At 65.4% G+C, this 18,746-nt stretch carries 13 protein-coding genes; 4 read left to right on the top strand and 9 right to left on the bottom strand.

The annotated features are described in order from the left end of the window. Window position 1: 1 nt before the first annotated feature. From ABIB38_RS02665 to ABIB38_RS02645, 5 genes are all read right to left on the bottom strand, one after another. Window positions 2–625: a DUF4159 domain-containing protein gene (locus ABIB38_RS02665; RefSeq protein ID WP_005663557.1), complete on the bottom strand. Its 624-nt coding sequence runs from the start codon at window positions 623–625 to the stop codon at window positions 2–4. A 15-nt stretch (window positions 626–640) separates the two neighbouring features. Beyond that, complete coding sequence (locus ABIB38_RS02660) at window positions 641–1,978, bottom strand: TldD/PmbA family protein (protein ID WP_429201527.1); 1,338 nt, start codon at window positions 1,976–1,978, stop codon at window positions 641–643. Between the two features lie 10 nt (window positions 1,979–1,988). Continuing rightward, window positions 1,989–3,626 carry a TldD/PmbA family protein gene (locus ABIB38_RS02655; RefSeq protein WP_429201526.1) on the bottom strand — a complete coding sequence of 546 codons (1,638 nt, stop codon included), beginning with the start codon at window positions 3,624–3,626 and terminating at the stop codon, window positions 1,989–1,991. Window positions 3,627–3,776: 150 nt separating this feature from the next. Beyond that, on the bottom strand, window positions 3,777–5,111 hold the full coding sequence (locus ABIB38_RS02650; RefSeq protein ID WP_429201524.1) for a TldD/PmbA family protein: 1,335 nt from the start codon (window positions 5,109–5,111) through the stop codon (window positions 3,777–3,779). Window positions 5,112–5,124: 13 nt separating this feature from the next. Then, complete coding sequence (locus tag ABIB38_RS02645; RefSeq protein ID WP_429201523.1) at window positions 5,125–6,759, bottom strand: TldD/PmbA family protein; 1,635 nt, start codon at window positions 6,757–6,759, stop codon at window positions 5,125–5,127. Between the two features lie 376 nt (window positions 6,760–7,135). On the opposite strand from ABIB38_RS02645, the gene ABIB38_RS02640 reads away from it, so the two are divergent. Together ABIB38_RS02640 and ABIB38_RS02635 are read left to right on the top strand one after the other, a co-directional pair. After that, entirely contained in the window at window positions 7,136–7,921 is a 786-nt protein-coding gene (locus ABIB38_RS02640) for a class I SAM-dependent methyltransferase (RefSeq protein WP_429201521.1), read from the top strand. Window positions 7,922–8,043: 122 nt separating this feature from the next. Next, the gene (locus ABIB38_RS02635; RefSeq protein ID WP_429201519.1) at window positions 8,044–9,666 is read left to right on the top strand and encodes a trypsin-like peptidase domain-containing protein; all 1,623 of its coding nucleotides are present in this window, start codon (window positions 8,044–8,046) and stop codon (window positions 9,664–9,666) included. Between the two features lie 205 nt (window positions 9,667–9,871). On the opposite strand, the gene ABIB38_RS02630 is transcribed toward ABIB38_RS02635, so the two are convergent. Beyond that, entirely contained in the window at window positions 9,872–11,497 is a 1,626-nt protein-coding gene (locus ABIB38_RS02630; protein ID WP_429201517.1) for a serine hydrolase, read from the bottom strand. After that, the gene (locus tag ABIB38_RS02625) at window positions 11,494–13,350 is read right to left on the bottom strand and encodes a M1 family metallopeptidase (RefSeq protein WP_429201515.1); all 1,857 of its coding nucleotides are present in this window, start codon (window positions 13,348–13,350) and stop codon (window positions 11,494–11,496) included. Before ABIB38_RS02625 ends, ABIB38_RS02630 begins: the two co-directional genes overlap by 4 nt. 176 nt (window positions 13,351–13,526) lie before the next feature. On the opposite strand from ABIB38_RS02625, the gene ABIB38_RS02620 reads away from it, so the two are divergent. Continuing rightward, window positions 13,527–14,102, top strand: coding sequence for a TMEM165/GDT1 family protein (locus ABIB38_RS02620; RefSeq protein ID WP_429201513.1), 576 nt, complete (start codon window positions 13,527–13,529; stop codon window positions 14,100–14,102). Between the two features lie 3 nt (window positions 14,103–14,105). Here the strand turns inward: ABIB38_RS02620 and ABIB38_RS02615 are convergent, their stop codons facing one another. After that, window positions 14,106–15,710, bottom strand: coding sequence for a CehA/McbA family metallohydrolase (locus ABIB38_RS02615; RefSeq protein ID WP_429201512.1), 1,605 nt, complete (start codon window positions 15,708–15,710; stop codon window positions 14,106–14,108). A gap of 48 nt (window positions 15,711–15,758) precedes the next feature. Then, a complete protein-coding gene (locus tag ABIB38_RS02610; RefSeq protein ID WP_429201510.1) occupies window positions 15,759–15,977 on the bottom strand; it encodes a hypothetical protein in 219 nt (72 codons plus the stop codon). 408 nt (window positions 15,978–16,385) lie between these two features. Here ABIB38_RS02610 and ABIB38_RS02605 point away from each other — a divergent pair, with 408 nt between their 5' ends. Next, on the top strand, window positions 16,386–18,725 hold the full coding sequence (locus tag ABIB38_RS02605) for a GH92 family glycosyl hydrolase (protein WP_429201508.1): 2,340 nt from the start codon (window positions 16,386–16,388) through the stop codon (window positions 18,723–18,725). Window positions 18,726–18,746: the final 21 nt, after the last annotated feature.

The raw sequence follows: 18,746 nt of genomic DNA, 5'->3' as shown, positions 1-18,746 counted from the left end.
GTCATGCTCCCAACGCATATTGAATGATGTTCACCGCGAAACGGGTGTTGTCGACCGCGAGGAACCGCTTGTTGCGGAAGTCGTAATCCCATTCGCAGCCATAGTCCTTGTTCGAGTACAGCACGCGCACGCGCCCGCCAATCTCGATCGCCTTCAGGTACTCGTGCACCAGGTCGTCGCCCCAGCCATTGAGTTCCATCGACGTCGTCGGCGGCCCGTCCTCGAACTTGAAGAAACACGAGTACAGCGGATGGTTGTTCGGGATCTTCTTGAGCGCATGCAGCCCGAAGATCTTCGCCATCTCGGCCTCGAACGACTTGGCGAACAGGCCGTCGATGTCGTGGTTGCAGTCGTCCACGAAGACGAAGCCGCCGCCGCGCACGTACTTCTCGAAATTGCTCCGTTCCGCCGGGGTGAACTGCACCAGCTTGTGGCCGGCCAGGTAGCAGAACGGTGCCTGCAGCATCTTCGGATCCGACAGCGCGACCATGCGCTCCGTCGTATCCACCCGCAACGTGGTGTACTCCACCAGGGAGTTCAGCACGTTGCTGGGCATGCGGATATCTACGTCCCAGTTGCCCGATTCATACATCAGACGCGTGAAGTAGAAGTCGTAACTCGCCATGGAAGTTCGCGACCGTCAGACCGCGTCGGACAGCGAGGTGAAGTTAAAGTCGCGCACCTTCATCGGCGGCAGCACCATCTGGAACGGCACTTCGTCGCCGCCGATGATCTGCGGCTTGCCCAGTTCGTCGATATTGTTCAGGATCGTGACCGGGCTCTCGTTGAAGCGGAAGTTCTTGAGCGGGTACTTGATCTTGCCGTTCTCGACGTAGAAGGTGCCGTCGCGGGTCAGGCCCGTGAGCAGCAGCGACTGCGGATCGACCATGCGGATATACCAGGTGCGGGTGACCACGATGCCCTTCTTGGTGCCCGCGATCAGCTCTTCCAGCGACTTGGTGCCGCCGGCCATGATCATGTTGCCGTGGCCCGCGGTGGCGCGCTGGCCGGTCTTCTGGGCCCAGTAGCGCGAGTAGTCGAGCGAGGCCACGCGGCCATCCTTGACCAGCTGGGTGCGTTCGCGCGCCAGCAGCGATTCGTTGTCCCACGGCGCGACCGGCACGTCCTTGTCCCACGGGTCGGCCCAGATGTTCACCTGGCTGTCGAACAGCTTGTCGCCCAGGCGGTTCTTGCCGCCGGCTTTCGACAGGAAGCTGCGGCCCTCGTCGGCCGAGCGCGCGTCAAAAGCGCTGAACATATTGCCGAGGATTTCCGAGGTCGCCGCCGGCTCCAGGATCACGGTGTAGCGGCCAGGCTCCAGCGCGCGCGCCTCCCGCGATCGCAGCGCCTTCTCGATCGCCACTTCGGCCGCTTCGCGCGCGTCGAAGCGCGCGGCGTCGACCGCCGAGCGCGTCACCCAGCCCGAACCGCGACCATCCTCGGTGCGCGCGGTGAGGCTGAACGACAGGTCGGTGAAGTCCTGGTGGCCGAACACGCCGTTCGAGTTGCCGATCGTCGCGAACCGGGTGCTGTCGGTGAAGAAGCCGGCGGTGACCAGCTTGTTCTTGCGCGCCAGCTCGATGCAGATGGCCGCCACCTCGGCCCGGAAGTCCGGGTCGATCGCCGCGGTCTTGGGCACGAAGGTGGTGGTGGAGCGGTATTCCTGCTTCGCGATGGCGGGCATGAATTCGGGATTTTCCGGCGCCAGCCTGGCCAGTTCCTCGGCGCGGCGCACGGCTTTTTCCAGCGAATTGTCGTCGAATTCGTTGATCGCGGCGCTGCCGCTGCGCTTGCCGAAGGCCACGCGCACGTTCAGCTGCATGTCTTCGGTCAGGCCGGCGGTCGACACGCTGTTGCGCGCGAAGCGCACGTTGCCCACACGGTTGCCTTCGATCGCCACGGTGCATTCGTCGGCCTTCGACAGCGACAGCACGCGATCGGTGAGGCGTTTTGCTTGTTCCTGGTTCAGGGATTTCATCCTGGTCTCCTTATCCGATCTTGCGTGCGGTATTGATGACGTTGATGCCGTTAAAGCGCGTGGTGCTCGATCCGTGCGACACCGCGCTCACCTGGCTCGGCTGGCCCTTGCCGTCGAAGAAGGAGCCGCCCATGCGCCAGTCGCGCTCGTCGCAGATGGCCGAACAGGCATTCCAGAATTCCTGGGTATTGGCCTGGTACGCCACGTCCTCGAGCGGGCCGGTGATCTTGCCGTTCTTGATCTCGTAGTACAGCGTGCCGCCGAACTGGAAGTTGTAGCGCTGCTGGTCGATCGAGTAGGAACCGCGGCCCAGGATGTAGATGCCTTTCTTGACGTCCTTGACCATCTCGTCCGGCGTCAGGCGCGCTTTGCCCGGCTCCAGCGAGACGTTCGGCATGCGCTGGAACTGCACCGTGCTCCAGCTGTCGGCATACGAGCAGCCGTGCGATTCCTTCTCGCCGATGATGTGGGCCTGGTCGCGCGTGGCCTGGTAGTTGACCAGGATGCCGTCGCGGATGATGTCCCACTGCTTGGCCGGCACGCCCTCGTCGTCGTAGCCGATCAGGCCGAGCGAACCCGGCGTGGTGCGGTCCGCGACAAAGTTGACGCGCTCGGCGCCATACTTGAATTTCTTGCTCTGCCACTTGTCCAGACCCACGAAGCTGGTGCCGGCGTAGTTGGCCTCGTAGCCGAGCACGCGGTCCAGTTCCGTCGGGTGGCCGACGTTTTCGTGGATGGTCAGGAACAGATGCTCGGGGCTGAGCACCAGGTCGTACTTGCCCGGCTCGACCGACTTGGCGGTCAGCTTTTCGCGCGCTTGCCTGCCGGCCAGGCGCGCATCCTCGACGATGTCGTAGGACTTGGTGTAGAGCGTGGTGACGCCGCCGGCGGCGCGCACCTTGTCCTCGGGACGCGCGTCGAAATATTCATAGCCCATCGAGGCCGGGGCGCCCAGGCCGCCGCGCGAACGGAACTTGCCGCTGGCCTTGTCGACCGCGGTGGCGTTGATCGGGGCCCACAGGCGGTGCACGTCCTGGTCGATGTAGGAGCCGTCGGTCGATGCAAAGTATTTTTGCTGGTTGATCTGGAACAGCGAGGCGGTCATGAAGTTCGCTCCCGCATCCAGGCCGGCCTTGTTGGCGGCGATCAGCATGTCGGCCTTTTCCTTGACCGGCAGGGCGCGCCAATCCTTCTTGATCGGCGTGGACCACGCCACCTCGCCAACGCCCTTCACCGGCGCCAGGCGCACGGGCTCCGTCTGCAGCCTGGCGTTGGCCTTGGCGATCGCCACCGCCTGGCGCGCGGCATGGGCGACGCCGTCCATGGTCATGCTGTTGGTCGAGGCAAAGCCATAGGCGCCGTCGGCGATCACGCGCACTCCCACGCCACTCGATTCGGTATTGTTGATGCTTTCGACGTTCAGGTCGCGCGTGACGATGAACTGGTTCAGGTAGCGGCCGATGCGCACGTCGCAGTAGGACGCGCCGGCTTGCGTGGCCGCGCCCATGGCGGTATCGGCCAGGACCTTCTTGGCGCTGGCCGCCATCGGTTTGAGCAGGTCTTCGGCCGCGATCGCGTTGCCGAATACCGGAATGAGCAGGGCGCCAGCGGTGCCGGCGCCGATCTGCAGGAATTGTCGACGTTCCATGTGTGTTATCCGTTTGCGTTCACACTAATGTTAGCGTGTACCCGTCATCCCCGCGCAGGCGGGGATCCAAGTTCTCAGCGTAGTGGCAAGCGCATGCGAACTTGGGTTCCCGCCTCCGCGGGAACGACGGTGTGCCGAGGGGGCGCGGGCTTAGACCGCGTCCGACAGCGACGTGAAGTTGAAGTCGCGGATCTTCATCGATGGGATCAGCATCGAGTAGCGCGCTTCGTCAGCGCCGATCACGGCGGGCCGGCCGATTTCCTCGATATTGTTCAGCATCGAGACCGGGCTCTCGTTGAAACGGAAGTTCTTGATCGGATGCTTGATCTTGCCGTTCTCGACGTAGAAGGTGCCGTCGCGGGTCAGGCCGGTCAGCAGCACCGATTGCGGGTCCACCATGCGGATGTACCAGGTGCGGGTGACCAGCACGCCCTTCTTGGTGTTGGCGATCAGTTCCTCGGTGGTCTTGTTGGTACCGGCCATGATGATGTTGCCGGCCGCGCCCACCGCGCGCTGCTTCTTCTGCTGCGCCCAGTAGCGCGAGTAATCGAGGGCGTTGATCCTGCCGTCCTTGACCAGCTCCACGCGTTCGCGCGGCAGCATGTCGTTATCCCATGGCAGCACGGCGACGTCCTTGTCCCATGGGTCGGACCAGATGTTGACCTGGCTGTCGAACAGCTTGTCGCCCAGGCGGTTCTTGCCGCCGGCCTTCGACAGGAAGCTGCGGCCCTCGTCGGCGCGGCGCGCGTCGAAGCCGCCCAGCATGAAGGACAGCAGGTCCGAGGTGGCGGCCGGCTCCATGATCACGGTGTAGCGGCCCGGTTCCAGCGCCTTGGCGTCGCTCGAGCGCAATGCCTTCTCGATCGCGATCTCGGCCGCTTCGCGCGGGTCGAATTTGGTGACGTCGCGCGCCGAACGCTTGACCCAGCCCGAACCGCGGCCATCCTCGGTGCGCACGGTCAGGGTGAAGTCGAGCGAGGTCGCGACCTGGTGGCCGAACAGGCCGTTCGAGTTGGCGACGGTCTCGAAGCTGGTACGGTCGGTGAAGAAACCGGCCGAGACCAGGCCGCGCTTGCGGCAGCCCTCGATCGCGTAGGCAGCGGCCTGCGCGCGGTATTCCGGATCGATGTCGGCGGTCTTCTGCACGAAGGTGTCGGACGGCTTGTAGGCGGTCTTGGCGATCGCCGGGATGAATTCCGGGTTGTCCGGCGCCAGCTTCGCCAGGTCTTCGGCGCGGCGCACGGCGCGCTCGATCGACTTGTCGTCGAATTCGTTGATGGTGGCCGTGCCCTGCTTCTTGCCGAAGGCGACCTGCACCTGGATGCGGGTGTCGTCGGCCAGGCCGGCGGTCGAGACGGCGTTGCGGGCGAAGCGGATGTTGCCGATGGTGCTGCCTTCGATGTTGACGATGCACTCGTCGGCCTTGGTCAGCGACATCACGCGGTCGCTGATCTTCTTCGTTTGTTCCTGGGTCAAGATGCTCATGTGCGTCCCTGCCTTAGCCGATCTTGCGAGCGGTGTTGATCACGTTGATGCCGTTGAAGCGCGCGGTCGACGAACCGTGCGAGACGATGCTGATCTGCGGCGGCTGTCCCTTGCCGTCGAAGAAGGAGCCGCCCATGCGCCAGTCGCGCTCGTCGCAGATGGCGCTGCAGCCGCCCCAGAATTCCTGGGTGTTCGACTGGTAGGCCACGTCTTCGAGCATCTGGCCGATCTTGCCGTCCTTGATCTCGAAGAACAGCTGGCCGCCGAACTGCGAGTTGTAGCGCTGCTGGTCGATCGAGAACGAACCGTCGCCGATGATGTAGATGCCCTTCTTGATGCCCTTGACCATCTCGTCCGGGGTCAGGCGCGCCTTGCCCGGCGCCAGCGACACGTTCGGCATGCGCTGGAACTGCACCGTGTTCCAGCCGTCCGCGTACGAGCAGCCGTGCGATTCCTTCTCGCCGATGATGTGGGCCTGGTCGCGCGTGGCCTGGAAGTTGACCAGGATGCCGTCCTTGATGATGTCCCAGCGCTTGGTCTTGACGCCTTCGTCGTCGTAGCCGACCGCGCCCAGCGAACCCGGGGAAACCTTGTCGGCGAAGAGGTTGACGATCGGGGCGCCGTACTTGAAGCTCTTCGACTTCAGCTTGTCGACCGTGGCGAAGCTGGTGCCTGCGTAGTTGGCCTCGTAGCCCAGCACGCGATCGAGTTCGGTCGGGTGGCCGACGTTCTCGTGGATGGTCAGCCACAGGTGTTCCGGCGACAGCATCAGGTCGTACTTGCCCGGCTGGACCGACTTGGCGGTCAGCTTGCGCTTGGCGTCGCGGCCCGCGGCGCGCGCGTCCTCGACGATGTCGTAGCTGTCGGTGTACAGAGTGGCGACGCCGCCGGCGGCCTTGATCTTGTGCTCGGGACGGGCGTCGAAGTATTCATAGCCCTTGCCCACCGGGGAGCTCAGGCCGTCGCGCGAACGGAACTTGCCGGTGGCCTTGTCGACCGCGGTGGCCGACACCGGCGCCCACAGGCGATGCACGTCCTGGTCGATGTATGAGCCGTCGGTGGACGCGAAATACTTCTGCTGATTCACCTGGAATAGCATCGAACGCATGAAGTTGGCGCCGCCTTCCATGCCCGCCTTGTTGGCGGCGATCAGCATGTCGGTCTTCTCCGCGATCGGCACCGTGCGCCAGTCCTTGGTGTACGGCGTGCTCCACGAGACCTCGCCGACGCCCTTGACTGGTGCAAGCTGCACCGGTTCGGTCTGGAGCCTGGCGTTGGCCTTGGCGATCGCCACCGCCTGGCGCGCGGCGTTGGCGATGCCGTCGTTCGACATGTCCGAGGTCGCCGCGAAGCCGTAGGCGCCGTTCACGATCACGCGCACGCCGACGCCGGCCGATTCGGTGTTGGCCACGTTCTCGACGTTCAGGTCGCGGGTGGTGATGAACTGGTTGAGGTAGCGGCCGATGCGCACGTCGGCGTAGCTGGCGCCGGCCTTGGTGGCGGCGTTCAGCGCGACGTCGGCCAGCGCCTTCTTGGCGGCGACGGGCATCGTGCTGACCAGTTCCTCGGCAGCGATCGCGCGACCGAATGGCAGCAGCACCGAGGCGGCGGCCAGGCTGCTGAGATTGAGAAAGGTACGGCGTTCCATGTGTTCTCCTGAATGACCTACTTCCGGGCAGCGGTTCCGTCAACAGCGCGGCGCCGCTCTTGTATGTACATCGCTTTTGTTTTGGATTTGCCTGTGTGCCACTCGGCAAACCTCTCAACCATAGCATTGACTTAGCGTTTTGAATAGGCAATCTTTGTGCCACCCCGATGCACTGAACGATGCGCATGTTTGGCAGTGTCCGCGGCGTGTCCGACTGTCCGGATGGGTGGTGCGCGGACAGTCAATACAGCGCCGGACACGGCATGCATACCCAACTGCGACGAACGCTTGACTGTCGGCCGTGCCTGTTCGATCATCTGCGCGGCGACGGCGGCGCCCTGACCTGCCGTCCCATCCATCAAGGAGACCTCGCACAATGAAACGACTGATCCTGGCCGCGATGCTGGCAACCGGCCTTGCCGGCGCCGCGCACGCCGACGACGCCCTGAAATCCGCCATCGCCGGCGAACACCGCGCCGCCGCCAGCAAGGCCCGCGACACCCACCGCCATCCTTACGAAACCCTGACCTTCTTCGGCATCAAGCCGAACATGACGGTGATCGAGCTGTCGCCGGGCGGCGGCTGGTACACCGAGATCCTGGCGCCTTACCTGCGCGACGGCGGCAAGCTGTATGGCGCCGTGCCGGACGCCGAGAGCCGTGGCGGCAAGGCCTTCCGCGACAAGCTGGCGGCCAATGGCGCCGTGTACGGCAAGGTCACGCCGGTCCAGTTCGCGCCCCCGGGCAACATCGCGCTGGGCCAGCCGAACAGCGTCGACATGGTGGTCACCTTCCGCAACCTGCACAACTGGCTGGGCAACGGCGACGACGCCGTGATCACCGTCCTGAAGGAAGCGCACAAGGTCCTGAAGCCGGGCGGCGTGCTGGGCGTGGTCGAGCACCGCCTGCCGGCGAAGATGGAGCAGGACGCCAAGGCCTCGAGCGGCTACATGCACGAGGCATACGTGATCCGCATGGCCGAACGCGCCGGCTTCAAGCTGGCCGCCAAGTCGGAAGTGAACGCCAATCCAAAGGACACCGCGGACCATGAAAAAGGCGTGTGGACCCTGCCGCCGGTGCTGGCCAACAAGGACAAGGACCGCGAGAAGTACCTCGCCATCGGCGAGAGCGACCGCATGACGCTCAAGTTCGTCAAGCAGTAACGCGCCGCCCTGGTCGCGGAGGAAGGCCAGGCCATCCTCCGCGGCGATTCCCGTATTTCCTTTTGCGGCGCCTGTGGTTATTCTTCCGCTGGCATCCTGCATCGTCCAACCGAAGGAACACCATGAAACCCCTGCCGACATTGAGCCTGGCCGCCTTCGTCCTTGGCGTCTGCGGCGCCGCGCACGCCCAGGATACCGCGCCGCCCGAAGCCCAGGCCATGCCTGCCCCCGCTCCCGTCACGACGCCTGCCCCGGCGCCCGCCGTTGCTCCCGCAGTCGCTTCTTCAAGCGCCGCCAAGAGCGCCGTGCCCGCGCCGGTCCTGCCGGCGGTCGAGAACTCGGTCGTGAAGATCTTCGCCACCATTCGCCGCCCCGAACCCTATAAACCCTGGGCCAAGGCGGCGCCAGGCTCGGTCACCGGTTCCGGCGTCATCATCGAGGGCAAGCGCATCCTGACCAATGCCCACGTGGTCGGCTACGCCAGCCAGGTGGAGGTGCAGGCCAGCCAGTCCGGCGACAAGGTGGCGGCCAGGGTGATCGCGCTGGCGCGCGGCATCGACCTGGCCGTGCTGGAACTGGAAGACCCGTCCTTCTTCGACAAGCGTCCGCCGGTGCCGAGGTCGCCCGTGCTGCCCGACGTGCGCCAGCAGGTGTTCGCCTACGGCTATCCGGTCGGCGGCAATTCTCTGTCGACCACCACCGGCATCGTCTCGCGCGTGGAGTTCGTCAACTACGGCGCCTTCAGCTCGGGCCTGCGGATCCAGATCGACGCCCCGATCAATCCCGGCAACAGCGGCGGCCCGGTGGTCTCCGGCGACCGCATGGTCGGCCTGGCCTTCGCCGGCGCGGCCAATGCGCAGAACATCGGCTACGTGATCCCGAACGAAGAGATCGAACTGTTCCTGCGCGACGTGGCCGACGGCCGCTACGACGGCAAGCCGCTGCTGCACGACAGCGTGCAGACGCTGGAGAACCCGGCGCTGCGCCAGTTCCTGGCGCTCGACAAATCGGTCGAAGGCGCGGTGGTGCACCGCCCCTACCGCGTCGACGCCAGCTGGCCGCTGAAGGAATGGGACGTGATCACCCATATCGGCGAGCATGCGGTCGACAACCAGGGCATGGTCAAGCTGGGCTCGAACCTGCGCGTGCGCTTCCAGTACCGCATCCAGCAGGTGGCGAAGAACGGCAAGGTGCCCATGACGATCATCCGCGGCGGCAAGCAGATGAAGGTCGAGGTGCCGGCCACCGGGCCGCGTCCGCTCCTGATCTCGGACCTCGATGGCGGCTATCCGTCCTACTTCATCTATGGCCCGATCACCTTCTCGCGCGCCACCAGCGAGTTCATGAGCTTTGTCGCCGGCAGCGCGCCGGGGATGAACGCCTACGCCTTCAACGCCAGCCCCCTGGTCACGCGGCGCGGCGATTCGCCGACGCCGGAGCGCGAAGAGCTGGTGGTGATCAGCGCGCCGTTCTTCCCGCACAAGCTGGTGAGCGGCTACAACAACCGCTTCGGCTCGGTGATCGAATCGGTGAACGGCCAGAGCGTGCGCAGCCTGCGCCATCTGGTGGAACTGCTGCGCGACCTGAAGGACGAGCAGGTGGTGCTGCGCTTCGACCAGCGCTACGGCGAGACCATGATCCTGCCGCGCCAGGCCACGCTGGCCGCAACCGAGGCCATCCTGTCGGACAACGGGATCAGGTCGCAGGGGTCGGAAGACATGATGAAGGTGTGGGAGCGCAAGTAGGCTAACGCTGTTCTTGTTGACTCGGGTTCCCGCCTTCGCGGGAACGACGTGCCAGTTTATACGGCTAGAGGACGCACTATTTGCCCGCTACCCATGCACGTCGTTCCCGCGGAGGCGGGAACCCAAGGCCGATGCGCCGCCACGAACGCGAGCACACAAGAAAACGCCCGCACACCGCGGGCGTCTTCTTGTCTTTTTCCTTGTCTTACTTCGCCTTTTTCACCGGCGTGAACAGCAAGTCCTGGAAGTCGTAGCTGAAGTCGGTCTCGGTCGACACCGGCTTCATGCGCAGGCGCTCGATCGAGCCGTCGTGGTCCAGCGAGAAGGTCGCGTAGGCGTCGGCGTTGAAGTTGCGCTCCTTCCAGCGCACGATGAAGGTGTCGTGCTGGAAGTGCTCCATCTCGCCGGTCAGGTCGGGCGTGCGCGAGAACGACATCACCAGCTTGCTGCCCTGGCGCCTGACGGTCGCCTTGCCATACCAGGCGTCTTCGTACTCGCCTTCGTAGTCCCACAGCGGCAGCGACGGGTTGGAGGCCTTGGCGCGGCTGGCGGTCTCGGTCTTCACGCGCGCCGCTTCCTTTTCGCGCGCTTCTCGGTCGACCTCGGCGATGCGGCCGATCCAGTCGGTGGGCGCCACGCCCATGTACTGGTCCAGCAGGCGGTATTGCAGCGCATTGAGCGACGGGCCGCTTTCGGCATTGGTGAAGATCGCGATGCCCAGCTTCGCTTCCGGCACCAGCAGCACGCGCGAATAAAAGCCCTGCAGCGCGCCGCCGTGCATCGCCACCAGCTTGCCCTGGTAGTCGCGCAGCTGGAAGCCCAGGCCATAGGCGAAGAAGTTCGGCTTGGTCGCCGCCAGCGGCGGGCGCGGCTCATTGATCGTCATCGGCGTCTGCGCGGTCCACATCTCGCGCGCCTGTTTCTCGGACCACAGGCGCACTTCCTTGCCGCCCGCGTCGGTTTTCACGCGGCCGTGGTCGAGCAGCACGTTCATCCAGCGCGCGATGTCCTCGGCATTGGTGTTGATGCCCACCGCGCCGATCGCGTTCGCCACCGGCATGGGCTTGACCACCGCCGCCTTGCCATCGATCTTGCTGTGCGGCGCCGACACGTTCATGCCCGGCTCGTGCTGCTCCAGGCTGGTGGTGGTGGCCTGCATCCCGACGGGATCGAGGATCCACTCGCGCATGGTCGCACCCCAGTCCTTGCCGGACTTTTGCGCGATGATCTTGCCGGCCACGATGTACAGCAGGTTGTCGTAGGCGTAGCTGTTGCGAAAACTCGTCGCCGGCTTGATGTAGCGGAGGTTGTGGATGATTTCGTCGGTGCTGAAGGTGGTGGTCGGCCACCACATCAGGTCACCGGCGCCCAGTCCCAGGCCGCTGCGGTGGGTGAGCAGGTCGCGCACCGTCATCTCGGCCGTCACGTACGCATCGTACATGCGAAAGTCCGGCAGGTGCTTGATGACCGGGTCGTCCCACGCCAGCTTGCCCTGGTCGACCAGCATCGCCAGCCCCGCCGCCGTGAAGGCCTTGGAGTTCGATGCGATCTCGAAGATGGTCTTGCCGTCGACCGGCGTCGGGTCGCCGAGTTGTCGCACGCCGAAGCCCTGGGTGATGACGACCTTGCCGTCCTTGACCACCGCGATGGCGATGCCGGGGACGTCGAAGGTTTTCAGGACCCGGTTGACGTCGGCTTCCAGGTTGTACGCAGGCGCCGCCGCGGTGGCGGCTGGCGCGGCGGCAGTCTGGGCAGAGGCGCTCTGTGCAGCGACGGCGGCCGCGCACGACGCCAGCAGCAGCGCGCCGGCGAGTCGGTTCATGCTCATCATTGCTTGCCCATCGCCTTGTCGACGCTCGATTGCGTCTCTGGGTGGTAACGCTCGCGCGCCTTCCTGTAGATGCCTTCGGCCCAGGCACGATCATCGGGCTTCTCGCGCAGCGCGGCGTACAGCGGCACCACGAACTTCTGGCGGCCCACGCTCATCAGGAACGCTTCGAGCTGCGGCCGCACGGCGCGGTAACCGGCGTGCACCGATGCGCGGTAGAAACGGAACGCGACTTCGTTGTTTTTCGTGTTGGCCAGGTCATAGGCGCGGTCGAGTTCTTCCAGCTTCTTCGCATCGGCCTTGTTGTCGATATCGTTCAGGAACTTCATCCACTCGACGGCGTTCCAGTCCCTGGCTTTCAACTGCCCGGTCGATACCGTTCCCTTGATCCAGCCGTCGATCGAGGCGTTCAGCCGCGCCAGGCGCTGCGACACGGCGCGCTGCGCGCTGGCCGGGATGCCGGGACCGTGGATCCATTCGTCCAGCTCGGCCTCGCTCATGATCTTCGGATTTTTCGCCAGCAGGTTCTTGCGCAGGTAATCCAGGAACTGGTCGTTGGTCACGCTCTGGAAGGCGTGGCCGTCGAACCAGCCGCGCAGGAAGGTGTCGAAGGCGGCGCGGCCGGCGCGCTGCTCGAGCGTGTGCAGGAACCAGGCGCCCTTCGGATAGGCCAGCGAGGTGTCCGGGTAGTGCTCGGCCGAGGTGTCCGGCTGGCGCGAAACCAGCGCCTGCTTGGGCTGAGGCAGGTCCTTCAGCATCTCCAGCGCCTCTTCCTGCTCCAGCTGCAGGTTCATGAGGGCGACTTCCTTGCCGTAGATCTCCTCCAGGATGCGGGTGGTGACGTAGGTGGTGAAGCCTTCGTTGAGCCACCAGTGCTTCCACGAGGCGTTGGTCACCAGGTTGCCCGACCAGCTGTGCGCCAGCTCGTGGGCGATCAGGTCGACCAGGCTGCGGTCGCCCGCGATCATGGTCGGGGTCAGGAAAGTCAGGCGCGGGTTTTCCATGCCGCCGATCGGGAACGACGGCGGCAGGACCAGCATGTCGTAACGTCCCCAGCGATACGGGCCGTACAGCTTCTCGGCCGCCTCCACCATCTTTTCGGTGTCGGCCAGCTCGTACTGCGCCGCCTTGATGCGCTGCGGTTCGGCATAGACGCCGGTGCGCCCGCCGAGCGTGGCGGCTTCGAGCTCGCCGATGCCGATCGCCAGCAGGTAGGAAGGAATCGGCTGCGGCATGTTGAACTTCCAGCCCCCCTTGCCGGTGGCCTGCATGTCGTTATCGGCGCTCATCACCACGCGCAGGCCTTGCGGCGCCTCGATGCGCGCGCTGTAGGTGAAGCGCACCGCCGGCGTGTCCTGGATCGGCACCCAGGAACGGGCATTGATCGCCTGCGACTGGCTGAACATGAACGGGTACTTGCCCGACATCGTCTGCACCGGCTGCAGCCATTGCAGCGCGGTGGCGGTCGGCGCGGTGCGGTAGTGGATGCGCACCTTCTTCTGCTGCCCCGGCAACTTGACGTGCAGCGGCTGGCCCTTCTCTTCGTCGAACTTGCCGAGCGAGTAGTCGGCGCGGCGCCAGGCGCCTTTCGCATCCTGCGCCTCGATCTTCGAGATCGTCAGCTCGCGCGTGTCCAGGTCGAGCGTGGTCGCCTTCTTGTCCAGCCAGTCGAGGGTCAGCTCGGCGTAGCCGTCCAGGCTTTTCTTCGCGAAGTCGGCCTTCAGGTCCAGGTGCAGGGCGGTGGTCTTGACCTGGTCGTACCTGGCGTAGCTGAGGGGATCGAGGGCGAAGGCGTAGGCGCTCCAGGCGCTCAGGAAGGCTGCGGTGCTGGCGCGCAGCAGGGTGCTTTGGTTCATGGTCTCTCGCAGGGAAGGTCGGCCCGGCAGGCCGAGGCGGGAGCAGGATAGCATGCACGCCTGGCCAGCGAAAGCGCGGGCCGGCCGCGGTCATGCGCGATCAATATGCGGGCGAAGCGGCAGAAACAGAGCCGCCTCTGCTATGATCGCGGCCTTCTTCCTGCTTCACCCGACTGATGGACGCCTTTCTCGTCTCGACCGGCATCGTGGGCCTCGCCGAGATCGGCGACAAGACCCAGTTGCTGGCCTTCCTGCTCGCCGCGCGCTTTCGCCGCCCCCTGCCGATCGTGTTCGGCATTCTTGTCGCGACCGTGGCCAACCACGCCTTCGCCGCCGCTGTCGGCGCCCTCGTCAGCGAGCTGCTGGGTCCCGGCGTGATGCGCTGGGTGCTGGGCCTGTCCTTCCTCGCCATGGCCGCGTGGGTACTGACGCCGGACGAGATCGACGCCGAGGAAGCGCAGCTGGCGAAATACGGCGTGTTCCTGACCACCCTGATCGCCTTTTTCGTTGCCGAGATGGGCGACAAGACCCAGATCGCCACCGTCGCGCTGGCCGCGCGCTATGAATCGATGGCCGCCATCGTCGCCGGCACCACCTTCGGCATGATGCTTGCCAACGTGCCGGCCGTATACTTCGGCGAGCGCATCGCGAACCGCGTGCCCTTGAAGCTGGTGCATGGCATCGCGGCGCTGATCTTCGCGGTGCTCGGCATCGCGACCCTGCTGGGGATGGGCGAAGGGCTGGGGTTCTAGTCTTCACTCCTCCTGCATGACCCACACCGGCGCCGACCACAGCACGTTGCCGTCGTCCTGGGTCACCTTCGCATAATAGAAGTGCGCCCCCGGGCTCGGGGTGAAGGTGGTCTCGGCCTGGTCCGACATCTGCGTGACCGTGCCCTTGCGGCCCGGGACGCCTTCCATGATCGCGACCGCGGCGACCTTCCTGCCCTTCAGGCTGGCGAAGTTCGCCACCAGCGCGAGCTGCCCTCGGTTGGTGAAGCGCTCGCCCATCAGGCGGCCGTTCGCGGAGAGGACCAGCTGCGAATCCTTGTCCATCGTCGCGAACACGCGGCGCGCCTTGAGCGCCTCGACGAAAGTCGCGCGGTTCACGGCCGCGCCATGCGGCAGCAGCACGCCGGTGCGGTTGGTGAAGGACGCGCCCCAGTTGGCGCAGTGGTTGTCCTGGTTGGTGCTGAAGGCCAGCCGATAACCCGCTTCCAGCAAGCGGTTGCAGGCGCCTTCGAAATTGCTGCGCCGGGTCTCGGTCTCGCTGACGTTGGTCGAGAACGCGGTGCTGTTCATCACCTCGCACAACGCCATCGCCTCGCCGCCGTCCTCGGTATACGCCAGCGGCACGCCGTCGACCTGGAACTGGCCCGCGTGCGCCGGATGGTTGAACTGCCCCACCCAGCCGCGCTCGCGCATCAGGGTGTACAGGGCCGCATAGTCGCCCTTGGAGGTGCGCGTGTCGGCCATCAGCTCGCCCTTGGCATTGGTCTCCCAGCCCAGCAGCTCGTCGCTGTTGAAGATGTTGATATGGCCGCCGTTGTTGATGACGCCCCATTCCAGGCCGTACACGGCGAGGAAGTCAGGGTGCTTCCCGGAGAAGCCGGCGGCGCTCTCCAGGCCGGCGCGGTACAGGGCCCTGGCGGCGGCGGGGTCGGCGTCCGGCGCGCTGCCTTCCGAGCCGTCGTACATGTGGTTGTGTTCCGAGGCGACCAGGATATCGAGGCCGCGCTCCCTGGCGTAGGCGAAGGCGGCGTCCGGGCCGTGCGGCCCCTCCCGGGGAGGTTGCGAGCCCTTGCATTCGGCGACGTCGGCGCCGCCGTCGCTGTGGTTGGTCTGGCTGTGCAGGTTGCCGAGATAGACCGTATAGGGCAGCGCCCCGGGCGCCGGCACGGCGGCCGCCTGGAAGGCGCGCGGCAGGGGCGCGAATGCCGGCATGGCGGGCAGTGGTGGCGCGCCGACCGCGATCTCCCAATCCTGCTCGGCTTCTTCGTGCGCGTCGCCGCGCATGGTCGCGCGCAGCCGGACGCGGTAGATCCCGCTCGGCGCCGGCGCCAGTCCAAGACGGCCCGACCAGGGCACGGCGACCGTCATCGCCTCGCCCGTGAACGGAACCGCGCCACGCCAGCGCAGGGCGACGCGGCCATCGGGGCGAACCAGTTCCACCCGCCAGTCGACCATGTCCTTGCGCGCCAGGCCGGGATAGGCGAAGCTCAACGTAAAGGTCCGCGCCGCGGCGGCCTGGAACGGCGCGAGCAGGGTGGCTTCGAATTCCTGGTGTTCTGCAGGGGCGGCTTGCGCCAGGCTGCAGCACAGCGACAGGGCCAGAGCGGAGGAGATGAATGAGGTTTTCATGATGCAATTTTTGCAATTTCATGCCTCGTTCATATTGAGCAGCCTCCTCTAAAAATTGTCATTCATCCATGTTTTTTTGACAAAATTCAACAATGGCAACTTGCAGCGTGCGCGATAGCCGGTTATGTTGGCGGCCACGGACCCGACACCATGATCGACAAGCTCGACATCGCCCACCTGCGCACGCTCGACGCCCTGCACCGCTTTGCCACCATCCCGGCGGCGGCCGAGCACCTGGACGTCTCGCAGCAGGCGGTCAGCCTGCAACTGGATCCAGTCGCTTTCATGCCATTCGCGCCTGCTGCCCTGCGACGGCGTGTTCGGGATCGCGCATCCTGCAGTTGCGCGTGTACGTGCGCGGAGAGATCGGCTAGCCCCCTGAGACCGTGGCGCCGATCCTGGTGCGCCGCCTCGGCCTGGCGCGCCCTGCCCTGACCGGCATCGGCGTGACGTCACTGGCGTCTCCGGACACCCTGGCTGAAATCAAAGCGGTCGCCAGGCGCCGCGCGAAATGTTTAGTAAACCGGCTAAACAGATGGGTTAAAACACGGTAAGGATTGCCCGGAAACTAGTCTCCACATATAAGTTGCACTTGGATATAGTGCAACTAAGAACCTATCCCGGTAGGTTCTATAACAGGCGGCGCCCATCGCTGCTGCCAAGCGTGGAGACCTCATGACAGCCAGACTCAATTTCGGACAACTCTCGATCGCCGCCGGTGCGGCATTCCTGTTTAGTGCAACTCCTGCGCTGGCCGCCCCACCGGGCAGCCCGGCCGAAGCCGTGAACGTCTTCATCGGCACCGGTGGCGACGGCCACACCTTCCCCGGCGCCAGCCGCCCGTTCGGCATGGTGCAGCTCAGCCCCGACACCCAGCACCGCCACTTCCGCCAGAGCTATCCGTGGGCCTCGGGCTACAACTACGCCGACAGCTCGATCCTCGGCTTTTCGCACACCCACTTCTCGGGCAGCGGCCACTCCGACCTGGGCGACGTGCTCCTGATGCCCTACAGCGGCGAGACCAAGCTGGAGCCGGGCTACCCGGAGCGCCCGTTCTCGGGCTACCGGTCGCGCTTCTCGCACGACCAGGAACAGGCCGAACCGGGCTACTACGCCGTGCGCCTGAAGGACCACGAGGTCGACGTCGAGCTGACCGCCAGCGAGCGCGTGGGCCTGCACCGTTATAAATTCAAGGCCGGCGAGCCGGCCAAGGTGCTGCTCGACCTGCGCACCAGCATCTACAACTACGACGAGAAGAACCTGTGGGCACGCCTGCGCGTGCGCAACAGCACCACCATCACCGGCATGCGCGAGACGCGCGGCTGGGCGCCCGGCCGCCAGGTGCACTTCGCGATCCAGTTCTCGCGCCCGATCGACACCCGCCAGCTTCTGAACCGCGAAGAAGCGATCCCCTATCGCGGCTTCGCCCCGCCCGGCAAGACGCCGCTCGATAAAGCGCTGGTCGAAGGCAAGCAGCTGATGGCCGACTTCAACTTCGGCGTGCCGCAGGACGGCACGCTGCTGGTGAAGGTCGCCCTGTCGGCGGTGAGCGAAGACAATGCGATCGCCAACCTGGCCGAGATGCCGGGCTGGGACTTCGACCAGGAGCGCGCGCGCGCCGGCAAGGCCTGGAACGACGCGCTGGGCGCGGTGAAGGTCGAGGCCGCAGGCCCGATGCGCACCAAGTTCTACACTGCCCTGTACCACAGCATGCTGGCGCCGTCGCTGTTCATGGACCTCGACGGCAGCTACCGCGGCCCGGACAACCAGGTGCACAAGGCGAAGAACTTCCGCTTCCACTCGACCTTCTCGCTGTGGGACACCTACCGCGCGCTGCACCCGCTGCTCACCATCGTCGCGCCCGAGCAGCGCAACGCCGACTTCGTGAACTCGCTGATCGCCTCGCAGCAGCACAGCCCCTACGGCATCCTGCCGGTATGGCAGTTCCACGGCCTGGAAACCTGGTGCATGATCGGCTACCACGCGGTGCCGGTGATCGCCGACGCCTACATGAAGGGCATCCGCGGCTTCGACGCCGACAAGGCCCTGGCCGCGATGACGGCCAGCGCCGAATACGGTCCCTACGGCGGCCTGGAACACTACATGAAGCTGGGCTACGTGCCGATCGACCTCGAGAAGGAAGCCGCATCGAAGACCGTCGAATACGCTTTCGACGACTGGACCATCGCGCGCATGGCCGAGAAGATGGGCAAGAAGGACATCGCGGCCCGCTACTACAAGCGCGCCCAGAACTACCGCAACGTGTTCGACAAGGAGACCGGCTTCATCCGCGCGCGCAAGTCCACCGGCGAATTCCGCACCCCGTTCAATCCGGAGCAGTCGAACTTCGGCAGCGACTATACCGAGGGCAGCGCCTGGCAGTATTCATGGTACATGCCGCACGATAACGCCGGCCTGATCTCCCTCCTGGGCGGCGACACCAGGCTGGTGAGCAAGATCGACCAGGTGTTCGACGCCAAGGTCGACGAGACCGTGTACGCCCACATGGAAGACATCTCGGGCCTGATCGGCCACTACGCCCACGGCAACGAGCCTTCGCACCACGTGGCCTACCTGTACAACTACGCCGGCGCGCCATGGCGCACCCAGGAACGCCTGGCCAACATCATGGCCACCCAATACAGCGACAAGCCGGACGGCCTGTCGGGCAACGACGACCTGGGCCAGATGTCGGCCTGGTTCGCCTTCACCGCGCTCGGCTTCTATCCGGTGGCCCCGGCCAGCAACGAGTACGTGATCGGCCGCCCCTTCCTGGACAAGGCGACCCTCGACCTGCCGAACGGGAAGCGCTTCACGGTGCGCGCCGATCACCTGTCGGATGCCAACGGCTACGTCGGCCGCGTGACGCTCAACGGCAAGCCCTTGATGCGCACCTTCATCCGCCACGAGGACATCATGGCCGGCGGCGAACTGGTGTTCACCATGCAGGCCACGCCGAACAAGGACTGGGGCAACGAGCATAACGCCCGTCCCTACACGCAGACCAGGTACTGATCGCAGAATAGACAGGAGAAG

Origin of the sequence: Massilia sp. UYP11, from assembly GCF_050434805.1 — a bacterium.
Taxonomy (GTDB): Bacteria; Pseudomonadota; Gammaproteobacteria; order Burkholderiales; family Burkholderiaceae_D; genus Telluria.
Note: the sequence above shows the minus strand (reverse complement) of the source record. Positions and strands in the feature narration are given on the sequence as shown.